The organism is Pseudomonas sp. zfem002, from assembly GCF_032621685.1.
Classification (GTDB): domain Bacteria; phylum Pseudomonadota; class Gammaproteobacteria; order Pseudomonadales; family Pseudomonadaceae; genus Aquipseudomonas; species Aquipseudomonas japonica.
On sequence record NZ_JAVYJH010000012.1, the window covers coordinates 218,390 to 240,107 of the forward strand.

Below are 21,718 nucleotides of genomic sequence, written 5' to 3' on the forward strand. Positions count from 1 at the left end.
CCGCTAGCCCCCTTCGACCACCCGCCGCGACGTCCGCACCAGCAAAAACACCGCCCCCAGCACCGGCAAACTCACCAACAACAGCGCATAGCGCAGCGAGTCCTGCCCGGCCACGGGCAGCAGCAGGTCACTGAGCAGCCCGGCCAGCAGCGGCCCGATGCCGATGCCGAGCAAGGTACTGACGATGGTCTGCAGGGCCATCGCCGTTCCCCGGCGATTGGCCGGCACCAGTTGGGTCACCAGGTTGTACGACGGCGCCACCCACCACACCGCGAAAAAGCTGTACAGCGCGCACCAGAGTATCGCCACCGGCACCGGCAGGCTGCCGAGCTGCAGCAGCAGGGTGTCCGGCCACAGCAGGTAGGTGGCCAGGGCCGACATTGCGGTGAGATGGCCGATGATCGGGATGGAAAACTGCCAATGCCCGGCGCGTCGGCTCAGGCGGTCGCTGAGCCAGCCACTGAACAGTCCGCCAACGCCTGCGGCGGTGCCGCAGATCACCCCGGCCAGCAGGCCCGCGTGCTGCAGCGACAAGCCATGGGAGCGCACCAGGAAACTGGTGTTCCACATGGCGATGGCATAGGAGCTGAGGGTGGTCAGCCCACCGGCGAGGATCAGTTGCCGATAGGCCGGCAACCGCCACAGGCCGCCGGCCTCGCGCAGCAGGCCAGGGGAGGGCGAGGGCAGGTGCGGCGTCAGGTCCCAGCGCCCGCGCGGCGGATCACGCACGATGAACGCCAGTGCGGCGGCGAAGGCCAGGGCCGGCAAACCCAGGGCGATGAACGCGAAGCGCCAGCCATGGTGCTCGACCACCCAGGCGCCGATGCTCAGGCCGATGATCGAGGAAAAGGTCGGCGCGGCCGTGAAGCAACTGATGGCGAAGGAGCGCCGCTGCGGTGGATACAGGTCGGCGATCAGCGACAGCGAAGCCGAAGTGGTCGGCGATTCGCTCACCGCCACCAGCATCCGTGCGATGGCCAGCAGCACGAAACTGCCGGCCACGCCGCAGGCCATGGTGGCCAAAGCCCAGAGCAGGCACGACGCCGCCAGCAGCCGAGTGCGCGACAGCCGATCCACCAGGCGCCCGGCCGGCAGCCCCGTCAGCGCATACACCGCGGCGAAGGCCAGGCCGGAAATCAGGCCCATGGCTGTGTCGCCAACGCCGAACTCGGCCTTCACCGGCTCGATCATTACCGCGAGGATCTGCCGGCCGACGAAGTTGTCGGCGAAGACCATGGCCAGCAGCAACAGCAGGCCATGGGCACGCCAGCCCGCCGCCGCTGCGGGCAATGCCGGTGCGGCGGCGCTCATCGCGGCGCCCAGAGGTCGGGCAGGCCGGGGTCGCTGACCACGATCAGGCGCTTGAGCAGGACTTTCAGGGCCTGCGCATCGGCCTGGCCGAGCTTGGCGGTGAGTTCCTGCTCCACCACCTTGGCCAGCGCCACCTGCTGCAGCGAGGTCTCGCGCCCCTTGGCGGTGAGCACGAAGCGCAGGTCGTCGTCCTCGCCCTCGATCGCCACCAGTTGCTGGCGTTCGAGGAAGCGCATGCCGGCCAGGGTCACCACGTGCCCGGTGTAGCTGACGAAGGTGTTGATCTCGGCGAGGTCGAGGTTGTCGCGGATGCACAGCACCGCGAGGATGAAGAACGCCTGCTCGTCCAGTTGCTGGTTGCACAGCAGCTGGCGCAGCAGGTTGAGCGCCTGGTAGTGACCGCGTCCCAGCAGGTAGCCGAGCAGGTCCTCGGTGTAGCTGCATTCCGGCGGCGGGGTGGTCGCCAGGCGCAGTTCGTTGCGCGGCTTGCGCGTGGTCAGGGCGTACTGGCCGCTCTGGAAGGCCAGCGGCGCGCGGTCGCTGTGGTCGAAGGCGAGCACTTCGCCGACGAAGATCACATGGTCGCCGCCCTCGTACTGGAACGCCGTGCGGCACTGGAAGCGCGCAGTGCAGTCCTGCAGCAGCGGCGCTTCGCTGATGCCGCGGTCCAGCTCGACCTCGGCGAACTTGTCTTCGCCCTGGGTGGCGAAGCGCCCGGAGAGTCGCTCCTGCTCAGTGGACAGCACATGCACGTTCCAGTGCTTGCCGCTGCTGAACACCGGCAGGCTGCGGGCCTGCTTGGACAGGCTCCAGAGCACCAGCGGCGGGTTCAGCGAGACCGAGTTGAAGCTGTTGGCGGTGATGCCCACCGGTGCGCCGTCCTCGCCCTGGGTGGTGATGATGGTCACGCCGGTGGTGAAAGTACCGAGCGCCGCGCGGAAGGCCTGGGGGTCGAAACTGAGGTGTTGTGTTGCCATGACTGGCCTCATGCAGTGGTTTTACCTGTGGCCAGTATTCGCCGCGGCGAGGCGCCGAACATCGTCTCAACGGACTAACGCTTTTGCTCGATTCTCGTCCGATCGGACGAGGCGCGCCGGGGCTTCTGCCGGCAACGTGGGCCCTGCGCATCGGGCGCTGCAAGAGCCACGACAATCGGCCAATTGCCAAGGGGGCAAGCATGAGTTCATCGATTCTCTCTTCACTGCTGGAGCGTCAGAAAGCCGCGTTCAATACCGCGGGACTCGTGGATGCCGCCACCCGCCGGCGGCGCATCCAGCAGGTGATCGACCTGCTGGTGAACCACCACACCGCGCTGACCGAGGCCATGGACGCCGATTTCGGCGGCCGTCCGGCCGGGTTCTCGCTGATGAACGACATCCTCGGCGCCCTGGCCTCGCTCAAGCATGCACGCGCGCACCTGGAGCAATGGATGCAGGACGAGCCGCGCACGCCATTCCCGCCCTATGACCAGCTCGGCGCCGCGGCCTGGATCAAGTACCAGCCCAAGGGCACGGTGGGCATTCTCGGCACCTGGAACGCGCCGTTGTTCACCCTGTTCAGTCCGCTGGCCTCGGTGCTGGCGGCGGGCAACCGGGCGATTCTCAAGCCTTCGGAGGTGACCCCGCGCACCGCCGAGGTCCTCGCCCGCCTGTGTGGCGAACACCTCGATCCGCTGGAAGTGGCGGTGGTGACCGGCGACACCGCGCTGGCCGAAGCCTTCACCGCGCAGCCCTTCGATCACCTGGTGTTCACCGGCAGCACCGCCATCGGCCGCGCGGTGATGGGCAATGCCGCGCGCAACCTGGTGCCGGTGACCCTGGAACTGGGCGGCAAGTCGCCGGTGATCGTCTCGACCAGCGCCGACCTCGACCAGGCCGCCTTCAGCATCGCCGTGGCCAAGGCCACCAATGGCGGGCAGATCTGCATCAATCCGGACCTGCTGTATGTGCCGCGCAGCTTGCTCGAGCCTTTCGTCGCGGCGCTGAGCACGGCCTATGCCAGCCTGCACCCGAGCATTGCCGACAACCCGGATGTGGTGGCGGTGGTCAACCCGCGGCATCTGGAGCGGGTCGAGGGCTATATCGAGGATGCCCGGGCGCTGGGCGCGCGCATCGAGTCGCTGCCGCATGAGTTGCCGGCCAGCGCGGAGCAACGCCGACGGCCGCTGCGCCTGGTGATCGATCCGCCGGCGCACAGCCGCATCCTGCACGAGGAAATCTTCGGACCGGCCATGGTCGTGCTGGGCTACGACGATCTCGGCGCGGTGATCGACGAGATCAATGCCCGACCCAGGCCGCTTGCCCTCTACTACTTCGGCCAGGATCCCGACGAACAGCGGCGCGTGCTCGACCACACCCTGTCCGGCGGCGTCACCCTCAACGACGTGATGCTGCACGCGGCCATGCACGATGCGCCGTTCGGCGGTGTCGGAGCCTCCGGGATGGGGCATTACCACGGTCGTGAAGGCTTCCTCGAATTCAGCCACATGCGCACCGTGTTCAAGGCGCCGAGCCATGACCCGCGGCGCGAATGGGGGCTGCTGCCGCCCTATGGCGAGCATTTCCAGGCGGCCATGCTGGCCATGCTGACGTCCGACTGAGCCCGGCGAGGAATCACTGTGTTCAAGTCCATCACCATTGCCCAGCGCCTGTGGCTGTGGGCGCTGCTGGCCACCGCGCTGTTCGTTGCCGCGGTGGGCTTTGGCGTCTACGGCCTGCAACAGGCCCGCGACAGCCTGCGCACCATCAACGAAGACAACCTGGCGACCCTGCTGAACTTCGGCGAGATCCAGCACCGTCTCGACGAAAGCCGGCGCCTGGCCCTGCTCGCCGTGCTGCACGACCCGGAAGGTCCGCTGATGGCGGCCTTCGATCGCTCGGTGGAGTTCACCCTGGGCAGCATCGACGCCAACAACCGCGAGCTGTCGCGGCTCTGGGACGCTTACCGGCAGCGCCCGCTGAGTGCCGAGGAACAGGCTGTGGCCAGCGCGTTCGACGAGCACTACGGCACCTGGCGCGAAGAACTGGGCATTCTCATGGAATCGCTGCGCGCCGGCGACTTCCGCCTGCCGGGGATCATTTCCTTCCTGCGTGTGGCCGAGCCCGCCGGCAGCGCCGCCGGGACCGAGCTGGGCAAATTGCAGGCCCTGCAGCAGAGCGCGGCGGAGCAAGCCTATGAAGCGGCGCAGCAGCGCTATCGCCGCACCGTGCTGGCCTACCTGCTGCTGGGCGTGCTCGGCGTGGTGGCTGGCAGCGCCACCGCGCTCACCACCCTCACGCGCCTGCGCCGCGCCTTCCGCCAGGCCGCCAGCAGCATGCAGGCGATCGCCGCCGGCGACCTGTCGCGGCAGATCGTGGTCCAGGGCAACGACGAGTTCGGCCGCATGCTCGGCGATATCGTCGCCATGCGCGACAGCCTGCACGGGCTGATCTCGCAGATGCGCGAACTGGTCCAGCGGGTCAGCCGCGAGGCTGCGCACCTGGCGGAGTCGGCGGAACTGGCCGCCCAGGCCACCCAGCAACAGGCGGAGGCGGTACGCGGGATCTCCAGCGCGGTCGAGCATCTGTCCGGTTCGATCGGCGAAGTGGAAACCCATGTCGGCGTGTCCCGCGACATCACCCAGCATTCGGCAGGGCGCTCGGGCAAGAGCGAGGGCTTCATCCGCGACATGGCCCAGGAGATGAACCGTATCAGCGATGTGATCAGCGACACCGCCGTGCATATTCACCAGCTGGAAGGGTTTTCCGACGAGATCAGCGACGTGCTCAACGTGATTCGCAATATCGCCGAGCAGACCAACCTGCTGGCCCTGAACGCCGCCATCGAGGCGGCCAGGGCAGGGGAGCAGGGCCGCGGTTTCGCCGTGGTGGCCGATGAGGTGCGTCTGCTGGCCCAGCGCACCGGGCGCTCCATCGGCGAGATCGACCTGACCGTGCAGCGCATCCAGGAAGGGACTCGCGCCGTCGTCGACGGCATGGGCCGGGTGGTGCTGCGGGTGCGCGAAGGGGTCAACCTGGCCCACGAGGCCGGCGATTCCGTGGCGCAGATCCGCAGCGGCACCGATGACGTGATCCGCAGTGTCGATACCATCGCCACGGTGATCGACGAGCAGGTGCGGGTGACCCGCGAGATGGTGCTGCGGGTCGAGAACGTCTCGGCGGGCACCGGTGCGCTGTCGGCCAGCGCCGGGCGCAGTGCGCTGGCGGCGGCGGACCTGGAACAACTGGCGCAGGCGCTGGATCGCTTGTCGGCACGGTTCAATGTAGGAGCGGATTTATCCGCGATGGCGGACCACGCGATAGGGATTCGCGTCGTTTCCAATTACCCATAACGAGAAGGCTCAACCTCAGATGACCACCGAAATCCCCCGCCGCACCGTGCTCAAGGCCACTGCCATCGCCGCCGGCGTCAGCCTGTTCGGCCGTTTCGCCCAGGCTGGCGAGCTGTCCGCCGCCGACTACCAGTCCCTCGATGCCTGGGCCATGGCCGACGCCGTGCGCCGTGGCGACCTGACGGCCGAGGCCCTGCTGAACGCGGCTCTGGCGCGCAACGCCCTGGTCGATCCGCAGGTGCGCGCGGTGAACATGCTCCACGAGGACTACGCGCGCAACCTGCTGGCCCAGCGCCGCGCCGCCGGCCATCAGGCCCAGGGCGCCCTGGCCGGAGTACCGCTGCTGCTCAAGGACCTCAATACCTACCTGCAGGGCACGTCCACCAGCAACGGCAGTCGCCTGTTCAGGAACGCCCCGCCCGCCAGCCACACCAGCACCCTGATCGCCCGCTACGAGCGGGCCGGCGCGGTGCCGTTCGGCAAGACCACCTGCCCGGAATTCGGCCTGACCACCACCACCGAATCCCTGGCCTGGGGCCAGACCCGCAACCCGTGGAATATCGGCCACAGTGCCGGCGGTTCTTCCGGCGGCGCGGCCGCTGCGGTGGCGGCCGGGATCGTGCCGGTGGCGCATGCCACCGATGGCGGCGGCTCGATCCGCATCCCGGCGTCCTATTGCGGCCTGGTCGGGCTCAAGCCCAGCCGCTATCGCACCCCCAGCGGCCCGGCGCATTTCGAGGGCTGGTTCGGTGCCAGCGTGGGCAACGTGGTCTCGCGCAGCCTGCGCGACACCGCGCTGTTCCTCGACGCCGGCCACGGCCATGAGCCGGGCAGCGCCTACTGGACCGCGGCGCCGGAGCGCGCCTACGTCGAGGAACTCAAGCGCGATCCGGGCAAGCTGCGCATCGCCGTGGTCCGCCAGTCCCTGACCGGGGCGCCGCTGGAGCCGGCGATTGCCGCGACCCTGGAAACCACCATCAAGCAACTGTCCGGCCTGGGCCACGAACTGGAGGAACTGACCCTGGGCGTCGATCCACGCCAGCTGTTCGGTGCCCACGGCATGGTCATCGGCACCGCCTTGCTCAGCCTGGTCCACGACCGCGAACAGGCGCTCGGCCATGCTGCCGGCGGCGAAGACCTGGAACGCATCACCCGCGTGGTGCTGGAGCGCGCCCAGGGTGCAAAGGGCGAAGACCTGTATCGCGCGCGGCAGTCCTTCGAAAGCATCGGCGCGAGCATGGAAAAGCATTTCGAACGCTTCGACCTGATCCTCTCTCCGGTGACCGCCAACCTGACCCCGCAACTGGGCCTGCTCAGCCTCGACCAGGACTGGGAGACCTATGCCCGCCACGCCATGGGCAGCGCCAGTTTCACCGTGCTGGCCAATGTCAGCGGCCAGCCGGCGATTTCCCTGCCGCTGGGGATGAGCGAAAACGGTCTGCCGGTGGGGATGATGTTCACTGCGCGGCTGGGCGGCGAGGGCAGCCTGATCAGCCTGGCCAACCAGCTGGAACAGGACACGCCATGGGCCGGGCGCCGGGCGCGGGTCTGAGACTCAGCCAGCCTTGCGCAGGGTGAAATTGATGCGCCGCGCGCCCAGCACGGGATGGCGACCGTCCTGGAGTGGGAGGACGCCGTGGAAGCGCAGGCGATCCTCGCCGCCCCAGACCATCACGTCGCCGTGCTGCAGTGCCACCCGTTGCGTGCGCTCGGCCCGCGCGTGCCCGCCGAGCAGGAAGGTGGCGGGCAGGCCGAGGGAGACCGAGACGATGGGTTGGCTGAAGTCGCGCTCATTGCGGTCCTGGTGCAGGGTCAGGCGGTTGCCGGGCAGGTAGCTGTTGATCAGGCAGGCGTCCGGGGTGAAGTCGGCGAAGCCGGCGCTGTGCGCCGCGCTGCGGGCCAGTTCCAGGAACACTTCGGGCAGCGCCGGCCAGGGCTGGCCGCTGAGCGGGTCGACGGGGCTGTAGCGGTAGCCGTGCAGGTCGCTGATCCAGCCTAGCTCGCCGCAGTTGGTCACCCGCACGGCAATGGTCCGCCCGCCGGGGGTGGTCATGTTGCGAAAGGGCGCGGCCAGGACGATCTGGCGCAGCGCCGGCAGCAGACGCTCGAAGCGCTCCAGGGCAAAGCCGGGCAGGACCACGACCTGCTTGCCGAGCCAGTGGGGATCGCTGGAGGTGAAGAGTTCGGTTTGCATGGGGGGATGTTACAGCGGGTGTCCCTGGCTGAAAAAGGTGTTGTGCGTTCGGGGGGCATTGCGGCAGCTATTTGATGGTCTGGCGGGAAACCGTATTGAGGCTGCCAGGTGCCTGTCTTGAGTCTTGCAGCGCTCTGGAGATCGAGCACCGCCCACGCGGCGCATCGCGGATGAATCCGCTCCCACATTTGTTGCAACGTACCTATGTCTGACAGGCCATAGTTGACCGCCTTGTGTGTTCGACACGATATCGAGTCGACCCCAACTGCTTCCCCACCCTGCATCGCCGGAAAAACAAAGGCTGACAACCCAGATCCAACAGGCCATGGCACGTTGCAACCAATGTGGGAGCGGATTCATCCGCGATGCGCCACGCGGGCGGCGCTGGATCTTGAGGGCGCCAGAAAAGCATCGACAAGCACAGCGATGCGCCGCGCGGGCGGCGCTCGATCTCGAGGGCTCTGAATATGTTGAGGCGAGCACCAGTCAGCCCTGACGCGGTTCCCTGCCCAACCCTCGAAACCAGCGAAAACCTAAAGCACCGGCTCCGGCTTCTGCCCCAGCAGAAACTCCCCCAACCCCAGAATCGCCTGCTCCCAGGCACTGCCCTGCGGCCACACCAGGTAATAGCCATCCCCGGTGGCCACCGCCTGGCGAAACGGCAAGGCCAGCCGCCCATCGCGCAGATGCGCGCCGACCAGGGCCAGGTCGCCCACCGACACCCCATGCCCGGCCATCGCCGCGGCCATGCCCTGGTCCAGGGTGTCGAAACAGGCGCCGCGATTCAGCTCGACCGGCCCGGCGAGCCCGCTGCCTTGCAGCCAGCGCGTCCAGTCGCGACGGTCGGCGGACGGATGCACCAACGCCATGCGCGCCAGCCAGGCCGCATCCCATGGCCCGTCACCCAGCAGCGACGGCGCGCAGATCGGAATCAGCCACTCCTCGAACAGCTTGCAGCACTTCACCCGTTCGCCGAACTGGCCGTTGCCGAGCAACACCGCGCAGTCGTAGGGCTCGCTGGCGAAGTCCACGCTGTCCTGGTCCATCCACACGCTGGACAACTGCACCAGGGTCCTGTCCTGTTCCTCGCGAAAACGCTCCAGGCAGCCCAGCAGCCAGTGCATGGTCAGGGTCGAGGGGGCCTTCAGGCGCAGGTGCCGCGCCGCCCCGCGAAACGGCTGGCAGGCCTGCTCGATCAGGCTGAAGCCGGCGCTCAGTTGCCTGGCCAGACGCTGTCCGGCATCGGTCAGGCGCAGGCGCGGGCCATTGCGTTCGAACAGGCGGCAGCCGAGCTGGTCTTCCAGGCTGCGGATATGCCGGCTGATGGCGCTCTGGGTCAGCGCCAGCTCCTCGCCTGCGCGGGTGAAGGAGCAGGAGCGGGCGGCGACCTCGAAGGCGCGCAGGGCGTAGAGCGGGGGCAGGCGGTCGGCCATGGGATGGGCAATCTCATCATGAGTCGGAGTCATAGTAGGCCAGCGCATTTTGCGTTTTTCAAGGCACCCGCTGCGCCACAGAATGCGCGCAGTCAACGTGTCGAGAACCGAACATGAATACACCGCTGCTGATCGCCTACCTGGGCACTGTCATCCTGCTGATCGCCACCCCCGGACCGGTGGTCCTGCTGGTGCTCGACGCCGCCAGCCGCTCGGGCACCGGCAGCGCCATCCGCACCGCGCTGGGGGCCAATGCCGCTTCGCTGCTCCTGGTGGCCGCGGCCGCAGCGATCCTCGCCGGCACCCTGGCGCTGAGCCCGCAGGTCCTGCAATGGGGCGCGCTGCTGGGCTGCCTGTTCATCGGCTGGCTGGGTTTCAGCGGGCTGCGTGACGCCGGTGGCGGGGAACAGGTCGCGACCGCCAGGGCCAACGGCTGGTGGCAGGGCTTTCTGATCGGCATCGCCAATCCCAAGGACATCCTGTTCTTCGTCGCCCTGTTTCCGCAGTTCATCCCGGTGACGGCGTCGTTCAGCACCAGCATCGGCCTGCTGGCGCTGCTCTGGCTGCTGGTCGACCTGGGGATCCTGGCGCTGTACATCGGCCTGATGCGTCACGCCCTGGCGCAACGCTACAAGGCAGGCATCGCGCGGGCATCGGCGTGGCTGCTGTTGCTGCTGGCGGCGGTGGGGGTGGTGTACTGGTGTCGCCTGCTGCTGGCCTGAACCAGCAGCGCGAGGGGATTCAGCGCGTGGCGGGGTGACGCTGGGGCTGGGCCTGTTGCAGCAGCAGATTGAGACGCGCGACCTGCTCCTGGAGCTCGTCGCGTTCCTGCTTCAGGCGTTGCAGTTCGTCACGGCGAATCGAGACGTAGAGCGTCTGGGGCGGGCTTGCCGAGATCAGGGTTTGCATCGTGCACCTCACTAAGGACTTGTCACACAACTGAAGCGTAGACGCTTGACGGGGCGCGATTCTGAATTCTTTTTCCGTCCGGTGGAACTTTTTTATTCGCCGTTGTCTCGCCGTTCGTCGTGAAACCATCGTCATCACCGCTGGACTAACCTTGTGGACCTGACGCGACATTTCATCCTTCGAACGGAGCATCGGCATGCAACTGGGAATCGTGGGGCTGGGCCGCATGGGCGGCAACATAGCGCGGCGCCTGATGCGCAACGGTCACCAGATGGTGGTGAACGACCGCAATCAGGCGGCCATCGACGGGCTGGTGGCGGAGGGCGCGCAGGGGGCGGCGGACCTGCCGGCGCTGGTGCGGCAATTGAGCAAACCGCGGGCGGTATGGGTGATGCTCCCGGCCGGCGAACCGACCGAGCAGACCATCGCGCAACTGGCCGACCTGCTGGAGGCCGGCGACACCGTGATCGACGGCGGCAACAGCTTCTACAAGGACGATATCCGCCGCGCCGGCGAGCTGGCCGCGCGCAAGCTGCACTACGTCGATGTCGGCACCTCCGGCGGTGTCTGGGGCCTGGAGCGCGGCTACTGCATGATGATCGGCGGCGAACAGGCGGTGATCGAGCGCCTCGATCCGCTGTTCGCCAGCCTCGCCCCGGGCCTTGGCGACATCCCCCGCACCCGTGGCCGCGAAGGCGAGCCGGGGCGCGCCGAACACGGCTATATCCATGCCGGTCCGGCCGGCGCCGGGCACTTCGTCAAGATGGTCCACAACGGCATCGAATACGGCCTGATGCAGGCCTACGCCGAAGGCTTCGATATCCTTCGCGGCAAGACCGGCGAGGGGCTGCCGCAAGAGCAGCGCTACGACCTGGATGTGGCGCAGATCGCCGAGGTCTGGCGCCGCGGCAGCGTGGTCACGTCCTGGCTGCTCGACCTGACTGCCGACGCCCTGGCGGCCGATCCGCAGCTGAGTCACTACAGCGGTGCGGTGGCCGACAGCGGCGAGGGTCGCTGGACCATCGATGCCGCGGTGGAGCAGGGCGTGCCGGCGCCGGTGCTGAGCAGTGCGCTGTTCGCCCGCTTCCGTTCGCAACAGCAGCAGGGCACCTACGCCGACAAGCTGCTGTCGGCGATGCGCTTCGGTTTCGGTGGCCATGTCGAGCGTCGCGAATGAATCCCTACAACGTCGAAACCGCGCCACCCTGCACCCTGTTCCTGTTCGGCGCCAATGGCGACCTGGTCAAGCGCCTGTTGATGCCGGCCCTGTACAACCTCAGCCGCGACGGCCTGCTGGACCGCAACCTGCGCATCGTCGGTGTCGACCACAATGCCGCCACTGGCAGCGAATTCGCCGAACGCCTCGCCGCCTTCATGCGCGAGCGCGACAAGGACCTCGACCCGAAGCGCTGGGCACGCCTGGCGAAACGCATCGACTACCTCACCGGCGATTTCCTCGATACCGACACCTACCAGGCCATCGGCAAGCACATCGGCAGGTCGCGCAACGGCAATGCGATCTTCTACCTGGCTACCGCGCCGCGCTTCTTCGCCGACGTGGTGCAGCGCCTGGGCGATGGCGGGTTGCTCGATGAAACCGAGGGCTTTCGTCGGGTGGTGATCGAAAAACCCTTCGGCTCCGACCTGGCCAGCGCCGAGCTGCTCAATGCCTGCCTGCTGCGGGTGATGAGCGAGAAGCAGATCTACCGGATCGATCATTACCTGGGCAAGGAGACGGTGCAGAACATCCTGGTCAGCCGCTTTTCCAACGGCTTGTTCGAGGCGTTCTGGAACAACCACTACATCGACCATGTGCAGATCACCGCGGCGGAAACCGTCGGCGTCGAGGAGCGCGCGGCCTTCTACGACCACACCGGCGCGCTGCGCGACATGGTGCCCAATCACCTGTTCCAGTTGCTGGCGATGGTCGCCATGGAGCCGCCGGCGGCGTTCGGCGCCGACGCGGTGCGCAGCGAGAAGGCCAAGGTCATCGGCGCGATCCGCCCCTGGTCGAAGGCCATGGCCTTGAAGAATTCGGTACGCGGGCAGTACACCGAGGGCCGCCAGGGTCGGAAGAAACTCAGGGGCTATCGCGACGAACCGCGGGTGGCGGCGGACAGCCAGACGGAAACCTATGTCGCGCTCAAGGTGATGATCGACAACTGGCGCTGGGTCGGCGTGCCGTTCTACCTGCGTACCGGCAAGCGCATGAGCGTGCGCGACACCGAGATCGCCATCTGCTTCAAGCCGGCGCCCTACGCGCAGTTTCGCGACAGCGACGCCGAACGGCCCAAGCCCAACTACCTGAAGATCCAGATCCAGCCCAACGAGGGCATGTGGTTCGACCTGCAGGCCAAGCGTCCGGGGCCGGCCCTGGCGATGGAGAACGTCGAGCTGGGCTTCGCCTACAAGGACTTCTTCAACATGCGCCCGGCCACCGGCTACGAAACCCTGATCTACGACTGCCTGATCGGCGACCAGACCCTGTTCCAGCGCGCGGACAACATCGAAAACGGCTGGCGCGCGGTACAGCCGTTTCTCGATGCCTGGAAGGAGGGCGGAGAAGTCCATTCCTACGCCGCCGGCGAGGACGGTCCGGCCGCCGCGGACGAATTGCTCGCTCGCGAACGCCGGGTCTGGCACCGCCTCGGCTGAGTGACGCCGACCGGCCATCCATTCGGATGGCCGGGTCAATTTTTCCTGCTGTCCAGCTGAACAGCCCGCCACACGCGGGCTGGCGCGATTCATTGACGCCATTTATTCGCCATCATAGCAACTAGCTATATTCCTTCGAATGGGGCAATCTTGGTAAAAATCTGACTTGGTTCACACTTCTGGATGTTTTAGAGGGCCTGAGTCTTTACTTTTTACGCAAACCAATGAAGGCATTTTTGCTATGGATAGCGTCTTGGCAGAGATCAGGGCATTCGATGTCAGGGATCGGGCCGTCGACCACATTTGCCTGCCATGCGTCGCCCGGGTCCGGAGCGCGCCATGAAACGCCTCGACGAGTGCCCGCAAGCGACGGTCAGCCAGCATAACGTGCTGATGGCACTGGACTCCTTGCGCAGTAATCTGGCTTGTGAAGTCACTGACAACATCCTGTGCTCCCTGCCATTGTCCGCGCACTACGGCCTGTATCGGATGCTCATGGCCGTGGCTGCCGGGACCACCCTGGCGCTTCTGCACGACCATGCGAGCCGACGCGACATCGACTTCCCCGATGCGCACCTGGTCACCAACCGCGGGGCGGGGCTGCTGCACCGACAGATATCAAGGATGAACGACCTGTTTCCCTACACCCGGATCCGCACTCGCCACGGCCTGCCCGTCGAACAACCGCAGCGCCCGGGACACCGCCGGGAGGGGCTCGCCACCTGGCAGTTGCCCGCGGCAATCACTTTCAAGACAACACTGCCCGGTACCGGCAGCGGACGTGTGGCTTTCGTCCCGCTGCAGCGAGGGGCATGCAACGAGCAAAGAGGGGTGGCCGGATGATCGCCGCCCAAGAGACGCCTATGGAAGAACCGACTTTCGATTTCGACAGAATGCTGTGCTTCACCCTGTATTCCACCGCCAATGCCATGGTCCGCGACTACGGCGAACCCCTGCGCCGGCATGGCGTGACCTACCCGCAATTGCTGGTGCTGATCGGCCTGTGGGGGGAGGACGACATGTCCATCAGCTCGCTCAGCGCGGTGACCCTGTTCGACCTCGGCACCCTGACGCCGATCATTCGCCGTCTCACCGATGCCGGCTTCATCACCGTCTATCTCGATCCGGGCGACCGGCGTCGGCGCAAGGTGCTGCTGACCGACAAGGGCAAGGCCCTGAAGCTGGAAGCGGCGCAGTTGCTCGACTGCATGAACGGCAAGCTCGGTCTCGAACCGCACAACCGCCAGCAGATGCTCGATACCTGCCGGCAGATCCGTTCACGACTGCGCTGAAGCGTCGTCGTCGAGGGCCTGCGGCGTATTGAAGTTGGCCAGCCGGGGATCGTCTTCGGCGCAATCCAGGGCCAGCAAGGGCCCGCTACGCAACACCCATGACAGACTGCGATCGCCACGCGCCCAGGCAGCTGAAAGCGTGCCTGCGAGTGCGCGCGGGAGCAGGCTGAACATGGGTTGCCAGTGGCCGGCCTGGCGCACCATGACCGGTGTCAGCGTCTCGTTGGCCAGGGCCAGCAGGGACTCCAGCAAGGCCCGGTCGACCCGTGGCGCGTCGCAGGCGAGGACCAGCAGCCAGTCATGCCGGGCGACCTGCAGAGCGGCGAGGACACCGGCCATCGGCCCCGGGAAATCCGCTTGCGCGTCCTGCACCAGCGTATCGGCGTAAGGTCGGTAGGCCTCGATATTGCGGTTACAGGAGATGATCAGGTCATCGCTGAGGGGCCGCACGGTGCGGTGCAGATGCGCGATCAGCGGCTCGCCGTGCCAGGGCAGCAAGCCCTTGTCCCGCCCACCCATGCGCTGGCCGCGACCGCCGGCCAGGATCAGGATGGAGCAGGGGGGCAGGGGCGTGGTGCTCATTGAATGGTTATTCCGTCTGCGGGCCGTCACCTTCCCATGATGGCACCGCGCTGTCGAGTGACCTGCACTTACCGCATATACCGCATATACCGCGTAGGAGCGTGGCTTGCCCGCGAAAGGACCGCAAAGCGGTCCCAGCCTCCCTCGTTACAGGGGATCCGCAAGCGGCTCGGCAGCCTTCTTGCGCTGATACCCGGTCACCCGCATCACCACCACGAAGAACACCGGCACGAACACCACCGCCAGCGTCGCGCTGAGCATCCCGCCGACCACCCCGGTACCGATCGCCTGCTGGCTCGCCGAGCTGGCACCGGTAGCGATGGCCAGCGGCACCACGCCGAGGATGAAGGCCAGCGAGGTCATGACGATCGGCCGCAGGCGCAGGCGCGCGGCCTGCACCGTCGCGTCCAGCAGGTCGTGCCCCTGGTCCACCAGGCTCTTGGCGAACTCGATGATCAGGATGGCGTTCTTCGCCGACAGGCCGATCAGGGTGATCAGCCCCACCTTGAAGAACACATCGTTGGGCAGCCCGCGCAGGGTCACCGCCAGCACCGCGCCGAGAATCCCCAGCGGTACCACCAGCAGCACCGAGGTCGGGATCGACCAGCTTTCGTACAGCGCCGCCAGGCAGAGGAATACCACCAGCAAGGACAGCGCCATCAGCAACGGCGCCTGGCTGCCGGACAGCTTCTCCTGCAGGGACAGGCCGGTCCATTCCAGGCCGAAGCCCAGCGGCAGTTCAGCGACCAGGCGCTCGATCTCGGCCATGGCCTCGCCGGAGCTGTGTCCCGGGGTCGGCTCGCCGCTCACGGCAATCGCCGGATAGCCGTTGTAGCGGGTCAGTTGCACCGGCCCCGAGACCCACTGCGCGCGGGCGAAGGCGGCCAGCGGAACCATCTTGCCGCTGCTGTTGCGCACGTGGATCTTTAGCAGGTCCTCGACCTGGCTGCGGCTGTCGCCTTCGGCCTGCACCACCACCCGCTGCATGCGGCCCTGGTTGGGGAAGTCGTTGACGTAGCTGGAGCCCACCGCGGTATTGAGCACCGTGCCGATATCGGCGAACGACACGCCGAGGGCATTGGCCTGCTTGCGGTCGATCTCCAGTTGCACCTGCGGGCTTTCCGCCAGGGCGCTCTCGCGCACGTTGACCAGCACCGGACTCTTTTCCGCGGCCGCGAGCAACTGGTCGCGCGCCGCCATCAGCCGGGCGTAGCCCAGGCCGCCACGGTCCTGCAGGCGGAACTCGAAACCGGTCGAGGTACCCAGGCCGTCCACCGGCGGCGGCAGCACCGAGTAGGCGATGGCGTTCTTGAACTGGCTGAAGGCGACCGTCGCGCGCTCGGCGATGGCCGCCGCGGCGTCATCGGCCGTGCGCTGCGACCAGTCCTTGAGCGTGGTGAACACCAGCGCGGCGTTCTGCCCGTTGCCGGAGAAGCTGAAACCGAGGATCACCGTGGTGTCGCCCACGCCGGCTTCCTGGGCATTGTGCGCCTCGATCTGCGCCGCCACCTGTTCGGTGCGCTCGCGGCTGGCGCCCGGCGGCAGCTGCACGTCGGTGATGGTGTAGCCCTGGTCCTCGGTGGGCAGGAACGACGACGGCAACTGGCTGAAGCTGAACACCAGCACGGCGAACAGCAGGGCATACAGCAGCAGGTAGCGACCGCTGCGGGCGATGGCGTGGATGACCCAGCGCTGGTAGCCGTTGCTCAGTGCCTCGAAACGCCGGTTGAACCAGCCATACAGGCCGCGTCGTTCGTGGTGCTCGCCCTTGGCCACCGGTTTGAGCAGGGTCGCACACAGGGCCGGGGTCAGGCTCAGGGCGAGGAACGCCGAGAACAGGATCGACACCGCCATGGACATGGAGAACTGCTGGTAGATCACCCCGACCGAGCCGCTCATGAACGCCATCGGCAGGAACACCGCCACCAGCACCACGGTGATGCCGACGATGGCCCCGCTGATCTGGCCCATGGCCTTGCGCGTCGCCTCCTTCGGCGCCAGGCCTTCCTCCATCATGATGCGCTCGACGTTCTCGACCACGACGATGGCGTCGTCGACCAGGATGCCGATGGCCAGGACCATGCCGAACAGGGTCAGGACGTTGATCGAGAACCCCAGGGCGAGCATCGCGGCGAAGGTGCCCATCAGCGCCACCGGTACCACCAGGGTGGGGATCAGGGTGTAGCGGATGTTCTGCAGGAACAGCAGCATCACCAGGAACACCAGGACCATGGCTTCGCCGAGGGTGTGGATCACCTGGGTGATGGAGACCTTCACGAACGGCGAGGTGTCGTAGGGAATGGCGTACTTCGCGCCCGGCGGGAAGTAGCGCGACAGCTCGTCCATCTTCTCGCGCACCAGGGTCGCGGTGTGCATGGCATTGGCCCCCGGCGCCAGCTGCACGCTGAAGGCGGTGGCAGCCTTGCCGTTGAGGCGGGTGCCAAACTGGTATTCCTGGCTGCCGATCTCGACCCGGGCGACATCGCCAATGGTGACGCTGGAGCCGTCCTGGTTGGCGCGCAGGACGATGGCGGCGAACTCCTCCGGGCTCGACAGCTGGCCCTTGACCAGCACGTTGGCGGTGATTTCCTGGCCGGCGCGCCCCGGCAGGTCGCCGATGCTGCCCGGCGCGACCTGGGCGTTCTGCGCGGCGATGGCGTTGTTGACGTCCTCGGGGGTGAGGTTGAAGCCGATCAGCTTCTGCGGATCGATCCACACCCGCATGGCACGTTCGGAGCCGTACAGCTGGGCCTTGCCGACCCCGGACAGGCGGCGGATCTCGTTCATCACGTTGCGCGCGAGGAAGTCGCTCAGGGCCGTTTCGTCCAGGCGTGGGTCTTCCGAGCTGAGGGTCACCAGGAGGAGGAAGCCGGTGGAGACCTTTTCCACCTGCAGGCCCTGCTGGATTACCGCCCGCGGCAGACGCGACTCGACGATCTTCAGGCGGTTCTGCACGTCCACCTGGGCCAGTTCCGGATTGGTCCCCGGCTCGAAGGTGGCGGTGATGGTGGCGCTGCCCAGGCTGCTCTGCGAGGAGAAGTACAGCAGGTGATCGGCGCCGTTGAGCTCCTGCTCGATCAGGCTGACCACGCTTTCGTCGATGGTCTGTGCCGACGCGCCGGGATACACCGCGTAGATCTCCACCTGCGGCGGCGCGACGTTGGGGTACTGGGCCACGGGCAGCTTGGGCAGGGCCAGGGCACCGGCGAGAAGAATGAACAACGCGACCACCCAGGCGAAGACCGGGCGATCGATGAAGAACTGCGGCATGAATCAGGCCCTCACTGGCCGGTGGTGTTCTGAACGACGGACGAGGTGCCCGCATCGGTGCCGGTGACCTGCACCTGGTCGCCGGCCTTGACGTGCTGCAGGCCCTCGGTGACCACGCGCTCGCCCGGGGTCAGGCCTTCGCTGACGATCCAGCGGTTGTTCTGCGCGCTGCCGAGCACCACCGCGCGTTCGACGATGCGCTGCGCGCCATCCACCACCAGGACCCGCGGCAGGCCGGCACTGTCACGCAGGATCGCCTGTTGCGGCACGCTGATGCCCTGGGGCTGGATCGCCTGCTCGACGCGCACGCGGATGAAGCTGCCCGGCAGCAGGTCGAGGTCCGGGTTGGGGAATTCGCTGCGCAGGGTGATCTGGCCGGTGCCCGGGTCGACGGCGATGTCCGAGAACAGCAGCTTGCCCGGCAGCGGGTAGGGCGTGCCGTCGTCCTGGATCAGGGTGACCCGGGCCTGGTCCTGGCCGACCTGCTGCAGCTCGCCGGCCCGCAAGGCGCGGCGCAGGGCGTTGATCTCGCGGGTCGACTGGGTGACGTCGGCGTGGATCGGGTCCAGTTGCTGGATGGTCGCCAGCGCCGTGGTCTCGTTCTGGCCCACCAGCGCGCCCTCGGTGACCAGGGCGCGGCCAATGCGTCCGGAAATCGGCGCGGTGACCGTGGCGTAACCGAGATTGAGCCGCGCCCGTTCCACCGCAGCCTTGGCCGCGGCGACCTCGGCGTCCGCCTGCATCGCCGCGGCGCGAGCGTTGTCACGGTCCTGGCGGCTGACCGCGTTGATGGCGATCAGCTCGGCGTAGCGCTGGTCCTGCAGCCGGGCCTGATAGCGCGCCGCCTCGGCCTTGGCCAGGGTCGCCCGGGCACTGTCGTAGTCGGCCTGGAACGGCGCCGGGTCGATGCGGAACAGCACCTCGCCCTGTTTCACATCGCTGCCCTCGCGGTACTCGCGCTTGAGCACGACCCCGGCGACGCGCGCGCGCACTTCGGCGCTGCGCGGCGCCTGGATGCGCCCGGACAACTCGCTGCTGATCGCCAGCGGCTGGATCCGCACGGTTTCCACCGAGACGTTCGGCGCGGGCATTTGCGCCTCTTCCGGGGCCTGGCCATCGCCGCAGGCAGCGAGCAGGAGGAGGGTGGCGGCGAGGGGCAGCAGGCGGGCGGGACTCGAGGGCAACATACGCTTCTTCCATAAATGACCGACGCATGGTACGCAGGCGCGGCGCCAGCCGCTGTGAAGCTGTGTAGAGTGTCTGTTAAAAAGTGTAAGGAAATAACTTCTTACCTGGCCGGTTCTATATCCTGCCGACTTTCCCTGTCCTGCACATCCAGCCATGCCCAACATCCTTCTGGTCGAAGACGACTGCGCCCTGTCCGAGCTGATCGCCAGCTACCTGCAACGCAATGGTTTCACCGTGAGCGTCATCGCCCGCGGCGACCTGGCGCTGGAACAGGTACGCCGCGACCGGCCCGACCTGGTGATCCTCGACCTGATGCTCCCCGGCCTCGACGGCCTGCAGGTGTGCCGGCGCCTGCGCGGCGAATCGCAGACCCTGCCGATCCTCATGCTCACCGCCCGCGACGATAGCCATGACCAGGTCCTGGGCCTGGAAATGGGTGCCGACGACTACGTCGCCAAACCCTGCGAGCCACGGGTGCTGCTGGCCCGGGTGCGCACCTTGCTGCGCCGCAGCAGCGTCGCCGAACCGCACCTGGAGAGCGATCGCATCGCCATCGGCGCGCTGTGCATCGACCTTGCCGAACGCACCGTGCTCTGGCGCGCCATGCCGGTGGAGCTGTCCAGCGGCGAGTTCAACCTGCTGGTGGTCCTGGCGCGCAATGCCGGCACGGTGCTCAGCCGTGACCATATCCTCCAGCACCTGCGCGGCATCGAGTTCAACGGCACCGACCGCTCGGTGGACGTGGCGATCTCCAAACTGCGCCGCAAGTTCGACGACAATGCCGGCGAAGCGCGCAAGATCAAGACCGTGTGGGGCAAGGGCTATCTGTTCAGCCGCATGGAATGGGAGGTCTGAGGCCCGAGCATGCTGAAGATCCTCGTCCGCCTGTACCTGCTGACCATCATCACCTACGCCGGGGCCTTGTTCCTGGTGCCGGAGCTGATCCTCAACGTCTTCAACGAACGCTATGTCGTCTACAACCTGGAACAGGCCCGGGGCGTGCAGAGCCTGATCGTCAAGGAATTCCGCCGCACGCCGGAGCGTGACTGGCCGCAGGTGGCGAAACAGCTCGCCGACGATTTCGCGCCGCTGACCATCGAACTGCTGCCGCGTGCCGAGCAGTCATTGAGCGACACCGAGCGCCAACACCTGGATGCCGGGCAGAACGTCGTCCGCCTCGGCGACTGGGGCTACTACGAAACCGCCATCGCGCCGCTCAGCGAGCAATGGCTGGTGGCCTTGAGCACCCCGCCGGACCCGTTCGACATCAATCTGCTGTCCTGGGGCATCACCGTGCTGATCGGCGCGGCGCTGCTCGGCTGCCTGCTGCTCTGGCTGTGGCCGCACTGGCGCGACCTGCAGCGGCTCAAGGCCACCGCGCAATTGCTTGGCCAGGGGCATCTGTCGGAGCGCACGCTGATTTCCCCGCGCTCCAACATCGGCGCGCTGGCGGCAGTGTTCGACACCATGGCCCAGGACCTGGAACAGCTGCTGACCCAGCAGCGCGAGCTGCTCAACGCGGTGTCCCATGAGCTGCGCACGCCCTTGACCCGCCTGGACTTCGGCCTGGTGCTGCTCTATGACGAGCTGCCGGCGGCCAGTCGCAAGCGCCTGATGCAACTGGTCGGGCACGTTCGCGAGCTGGATGAACTGGTGCTGGAGCTGTTGTCGTACAGCCGCCTGCAGACGCCGGGGCAGGTGGTCGAGCGGGTCGAGGTGTCGCTGCTGGAGTTCATCGACAGCATCCTCGGCAGCTTCGCCGAAGAGTTGGACGGCCGTGGAGTGTGCTGGGAAGTGCGCGGTGGTGCCGAGCTGCAGCGTTTTGCCCTGGACCCGCGGCTGACTGCGCGCGCCGTGCAGAACCTGATCCGCAATGCCATGCGCTACTGCGACCGGCGACTGCTGCTGGAACTGAGCCAGGATGGCCAGGGCAATTGCCTGATCAGTGTCGAGGACGACGGCATCGGTATTCCCGAGCATGAGCGGGAGCAGATCTTCCAGCCGTTCTATCGCCTGGACCGCAGCCGCGACCGCGCCACCGGTGGCTTCGGCCTGGGGCTGGCGATCAGTCGGCGGGTGATCGAGAGCCAGGGCGGGCGGCTCGAGGTCGGCCAGTCGGAGCTGGGTGGGGCGCGGTTCGGTATTTTTCTGCCGCGGCGGTGAGGGCGCATGTCGGCCGCTTTCCAGCGGTCTTGAGATCGAGCGCCGCCCGCGCGGCGCATCGCTGTGCATGACGATGTTTTTCTAGTGCCCTTGAGATCGAGCGCCGTCCGCACGGCGCATCGCGGGCAATGCCCGCTCCCAGTGTGCCCGGCATGGGCCAAAATCAGTCACCTGAAAGCGGTGACCAGAATGAGTGACGACAACTGTAGTGAAACGCAAGGTGGACGCCGTGAGAGCGCCGTCCGCACGGCGCATCGCGGGCAATGCCCGCTCCCAGTGTGCCCGGCATGGGCCAAAATCAGTCACCTGAAAGCGGTGACCAGAATGAGTGACGACAACTGTAGTGAAACGCAAGGTGGACGCCGTGAGGCCAAGCTGAAAGAAGCGCGTA

The 21,718-nt window shown here is 67.1% G+C and carries 19 protein-coding genes; 11 read left to right on the forward strand and 8 right to left on the reverse strand.

Annotation, left to right across the window (positions count from 1 at the left end; translation table 11 throughout):
• Positions 1-3: 3 nt before the first annotated feature.
• Both RTI28_RS15910 and RTI28_RS15915 read right to left on the reverse strand, forming a co-directional pair.
• The gene (locus RTI28_RS15910; protein WP_316921333.1) at positions 4-1,311 is read right to left on the reverse strand and encodes an MFS transporter; all 1,308 of its coding nucleotides are present in this window, start codon (positions 1,309-1,311) and stop codon (positions 4-6) included.
• Complete coding sequence (locus RTI28_RS15915) at positions 1,308-2,288, reverse strand: flavin reductase family protein (protein ID WP_316921334.1); 981 nt, start codon at positions 2,286-2,288, stop codon at positions 1,308-1,310. The genes RTI28_RS15910 and RTI28_RS15915 overlap by 4 nt, the downstream gene beginning before the upstream one ends.
• Before the next feature lie 149 nt (positions 2,289-2,437).
• Here RTI28_RS15915 and RTI28_RS15920 point away from each other — a divergent pair, with 149 nt between their 5' ends.
• The 3 genes from RTI28_RS15920 to RTI28_RS15930 are packed head-to-tail and all read left to right on the forward strand — an operon-like array spanning position 2,438 to position 7,193.
• Positions 2,438-3,910 carry a coniferyl aldehyde dehydrogenase gene (locus tag RTI28_RS15920; protein WP_316921352.1) on the forward strand — a complete coding sequence of 491 codons (1,473 nt, stop codon included), beginning with the start codon at positions 2,438-2,440 and terminating at the stop codon, positions 3,908-3,910.
• Between the two features lie 18 nt (positions 3,911-3,928).
• Complete coding sequence (locus RTI28_RS15925; protein WP_316921335.1) at positions 3,929-5,641, forward strand: methyl-accepting chemotaxis protein; 1,713 nt, start codon at positions 3,929-3,931, stop codon at positions 5,639-5,641.
• 19 nt (positions 5,642-5,660) lie between these two features.
• Entirely contained in the window at positions 5,661-7,193 is a 1,533-nt protein-coding gene (locus tag RTI28_RS15930; RefSeq protein WP_316921336.1) for an amidase, read from the forward strand.
• A gap of 3 nt (positions 7,194-7,196) precedes the next feature.
• Here the strand turns inward: RTI28_RS15930 and alkB are convergent, their stop codons facing one another.
• A complete protein-coding gene (gene alkB, locus RTI28_RS15935) occupies positions 7,197-7,835 on the reverse strand; it encodes a DNA oxidative demethylase AlkB (protein ID WP_316921337.1) in 639 nt (212 codons plus the stop codon).
• A 533-nt stretch (positions 7,836-8,368) separates the two neighbouring features.
• On the reverse strand, positions 8,369-9,268 hold the full coding sequence (locus tag RTI28_RS15940) for a LysR substrate-binding domain-containing protein (RefSeq protein ID WP_316921338.1): 900 nt from the start codon (positions 9,266-9,268) through the stop codon (positions 8,369-8,371).
• Between the two features lie 113 nt (positions 9,269-9,381).
• On the opposite strand from RTI28_RS15940, the gene RTI28_RS15945 reads away from it, so the two are divergent.
• Positions 9,382-9,990 carry a LysE family translocator gene (locus tag RTI28_RS15945; RefSeq protein WP_316921339.1) on the forward strand — a complete coding sequence of 203 codons (609 nt, stop codon included), beginning with the start codon at positions 9,382-9,384 and terminating at the stop codon, positions 9,988-9,990.
• Between the two features lie 19 nt (positions 9,991-10,009).
• Here RTI28_RS15945 and RTI28_RS15950 read toward each other — a convergent pair whose 3' ends face one another.
• Complete coding sequence (locus RTI28_RS15950; RefSeq protein ID WP_167335892.1) at positions 10,010-10,177, reverse strand: DUF6026 family protein; 168 nt, start codon at positions 10,175-10,177, stop codon at positions 10,010-10,012.
• A 196-nt stretch (positions 10,178-10,373) separates the two neighbouring features.
• Between RTI28_RS15950 and gnd the strand changes: the two genes are divergently transcribed.
• From gnd to RTI28_RS15970, 4 genes are all read left to right on the forward strand, one after another.
• Entirely contained in the window at positions 10,374-11,354 is a 981-nt protein-coding gene (gene gnd / locus RTI28_RS15955; protein ID WP_316921340.1) for a phosphogluconate dehydrogenase (NAD(+)-dependent, decarboxylating), read from the forward strand.
• On the forward strand, positions 11,351-12,832 hold the full coding sequence (zwf, locus tag RTI28_RS15960; protein WP_316921341.1) for a glucose-6-phosphate dehydrogenase: 1,482 nt from the start codon (positions 11,351-11,353) through the stop codon (positions 12,830-12,832). The genes gnd and zwf overlap by 4 nt, the downstream gene beginning before the upstream one ends.
• Before the next feature lie 339 nt (positions 12,833-13,171).
• The gene (locus RTI28_RS15965) at positions 13,172-13,675 is read left to right on the forward strand and encodes a hypothetical protein (protein WP_316921342.1); all 504 of its coding nucleotides are present in this window, start codon (positions 13,172-13,174) and stop codon (positions 13,673-13,675) included.
• 20 nt (positions 13,676-13,695) lie between these two features.
• Positions 13,696-14,124, forward strand: coding sequence for a MarR family winged helix-turn-helix transcriptional regulator (locus RTI28_RS15970; protein WP_316921343.1), 429 nt, complete (start codon positions 13,696-13,698; stop codon positions 14,122-14,124).
• Here RTI28_RS15970 and mobA read toward each other — a convergent pair.
• The 3 genes from mobA to RTI28_RS15985 all read right to left on the reverse strand — a co-directional run bounded on the left by mobA (position 14,110) and on the right by RTI28_RS15985 (position 19,160).
• A complete protein-coding gene (mobA, locus tag RTI28_RS15975; protein WP_316921344.1) occupies positions 14,110-14,706 on the reverse strand; it encodes a molybdenum cofactor guanylyltransferase MobA in 597 nt (198 codons plus the stop codon). The two genes, RTI28_RS15970 and mobA, sit on opposite strands and share 15 nt — an antisense overlap.
• 147 nt (positions 14,707-14,853) lie before the next feature.
• Positions 14,854-17,976, reverse strand: coding sequence for an efflux RND transporter permease subunit (locus RTI28_RS15980; protein ID WP_316921345.1), 3,123 nt, complete (start codon positions 17,974-17,976; stop codon positions 14,854-14,856).
• An 11-nt stretch (positions 17,977-17,987) separates the two neighbouring features.
• Positions 17,988-19,160, reverse strand: coding sequence for an efflux RND transporter periplasmic adaptor subunit (locus tag RTI28_RS15985; protein WP_316921353.1), 1,173 nt, complete (start codon positions 19,158-19,160; stop codon positions 17,988-17,990).
• 157 nt (positions 19,161-19,317) lie between these two features.
• On the opposite strand from RTI28_RS15985, the gene RTI28_RS15990 reads away from it, so the two are divergent.
• From RTI28_RS15990 to RTI28_RS16000, 3 genes are all read left to right on the forward strand, one after another.
• The gene (locus RTI28_RS15990; protein ID WP_042130334.1) at positions 19,318-20,019 is read left to right on the forward strand and encodes a response regulator transcription factor; all 702 of its coding nucleotides are present in this window, start codon (positions 19,318-19,320) and stop codon (positions 20,017-20,019) included.
• 9 nt (positions 20,020-20,028) lie between these two features.
• Positions 20,029-21,327: an ATP-binding protein gene (locus RTI28_RS15995; protein ID WP_316921346.1), complete on the forward strand. Its 1,299-nt coding sequence runs from the start codon at positions 20,029-20,031 to the stop codon at positions 21,325-21,327.
• Between the two features lie 189 nt (positions 21,328-21,516).
• Positions 21,517-21,718, forward strand: a 202-nt coding sequence (locus tag RTI28_RS16000; RefSeq protein WP_316921347.1) for a hypothetical protein, incomplete at its 3' end; no start/stop codon positions are given.

Bases quoted from the DNA above. Each gene is read 5' to 3' on its own strand.
- RTI28_RS15910 (WP_316921333.1), bottom strand. From the start codon at position 1,311: ATGAGCGCCGCCGCACCGGCATTGCCCGCAGCGGCGGCGGGCTGGCGT.
- RTI28_RS15915 (WP_316921334.1), bottom strand. From the start codon at position 2,288: ATGGCAACACAACACCTCAGTTTCGACCCCCAGGCCTTCCGCGCGGCG.
- RTI28_RS15930 (WP_316921336.1), top strand. From the start codon at position 5,661: ATGACCACCGAAATCCCCCGCCGCACCGTGCTCAAGGCCACTGCCATC.
- alkB (WP_316921337.1), bottom strand. From the start codon at position 7,835: ATGCAAACCGAACTCTTCACCTCCAGCGATCCCCACTGGCTCGGCAAG.
- RTI28_RS15940 (WP_316921338.1), bottom strand. From the start codon at position 9,268: ATGGCCGACCGCCTGCCCCCGCTCTACGCCCTGCGCGCCTTCGAGGTC.
- RTI28_RS15945 (WP_316921339.1), top strand. From the start codon at position 9,382: ATGAATACACCGCTGCTGATCGCCTACCTGGGCACTGTCATCCTGCTG.
- RTI28_RS15950 (WP_167335892.1), bottom strand. From the start codon at position 10,177: ATGCAAACCCTGATCTCGGCAAGCCCGCCCCAGACGCTCTACGTCTCG.
- gnd (WP_316921340.1), top strand. From the start codon at position 10,374: ATGCAACTGGGAATCGTGGGGCTGGGCCGCATGGGCGGCAACATAGCG.
- zwf (WP_316921341.1), top strand. From the start codon at position 11,351: ATGAATCCCTACAACGTCGAAACCGCGCCACCCTGCACCCTGTTCCTG.
- RTI28_RS15965 (WP_316921342.1), top strand. From the start codon at position 13,172: ATGAAACGCCTCGACGAGTGCCCGCAAGCGACGGTCAGCCAGCATAAC.
- RTI28_RS15970 (WP_316921343.1), top strand. From the start codon at position 13,696: ATGGAAGAACCGACTTTCGATTTCGACAGAATGCTGTGCTTCACCCTG.
- mobA (WP_316921344.1), bottom strand. From the start codon at position 14,706: ATGAGCACCACGCCCCTGCCCCCCTGCTCCATCCTGATCCTGGCCGGC.
- RTI28_RS15980 (WP_316921345.1), bottom strand. From the start codon at position 17,976: ATGCCGCAGTTCTTCATCGATCGCCCGGTCTTCGCCTGGGTGGTCGCG.
- RTI28_RS15990 (WP_042130334.1), top strand. From the start codon at position 19,318: ATGCCCAACATCCTTCTGGTCGAAGACGACTGCGCCCTGTCCGAGCTG.
- RTI28_RS15995 (WP_316921346.1), top strand. From the start codon at position 20,029: ATGCTGAAGATCCTCGTCCGCCTGTACCTGCTGACCATCATCACCTAC.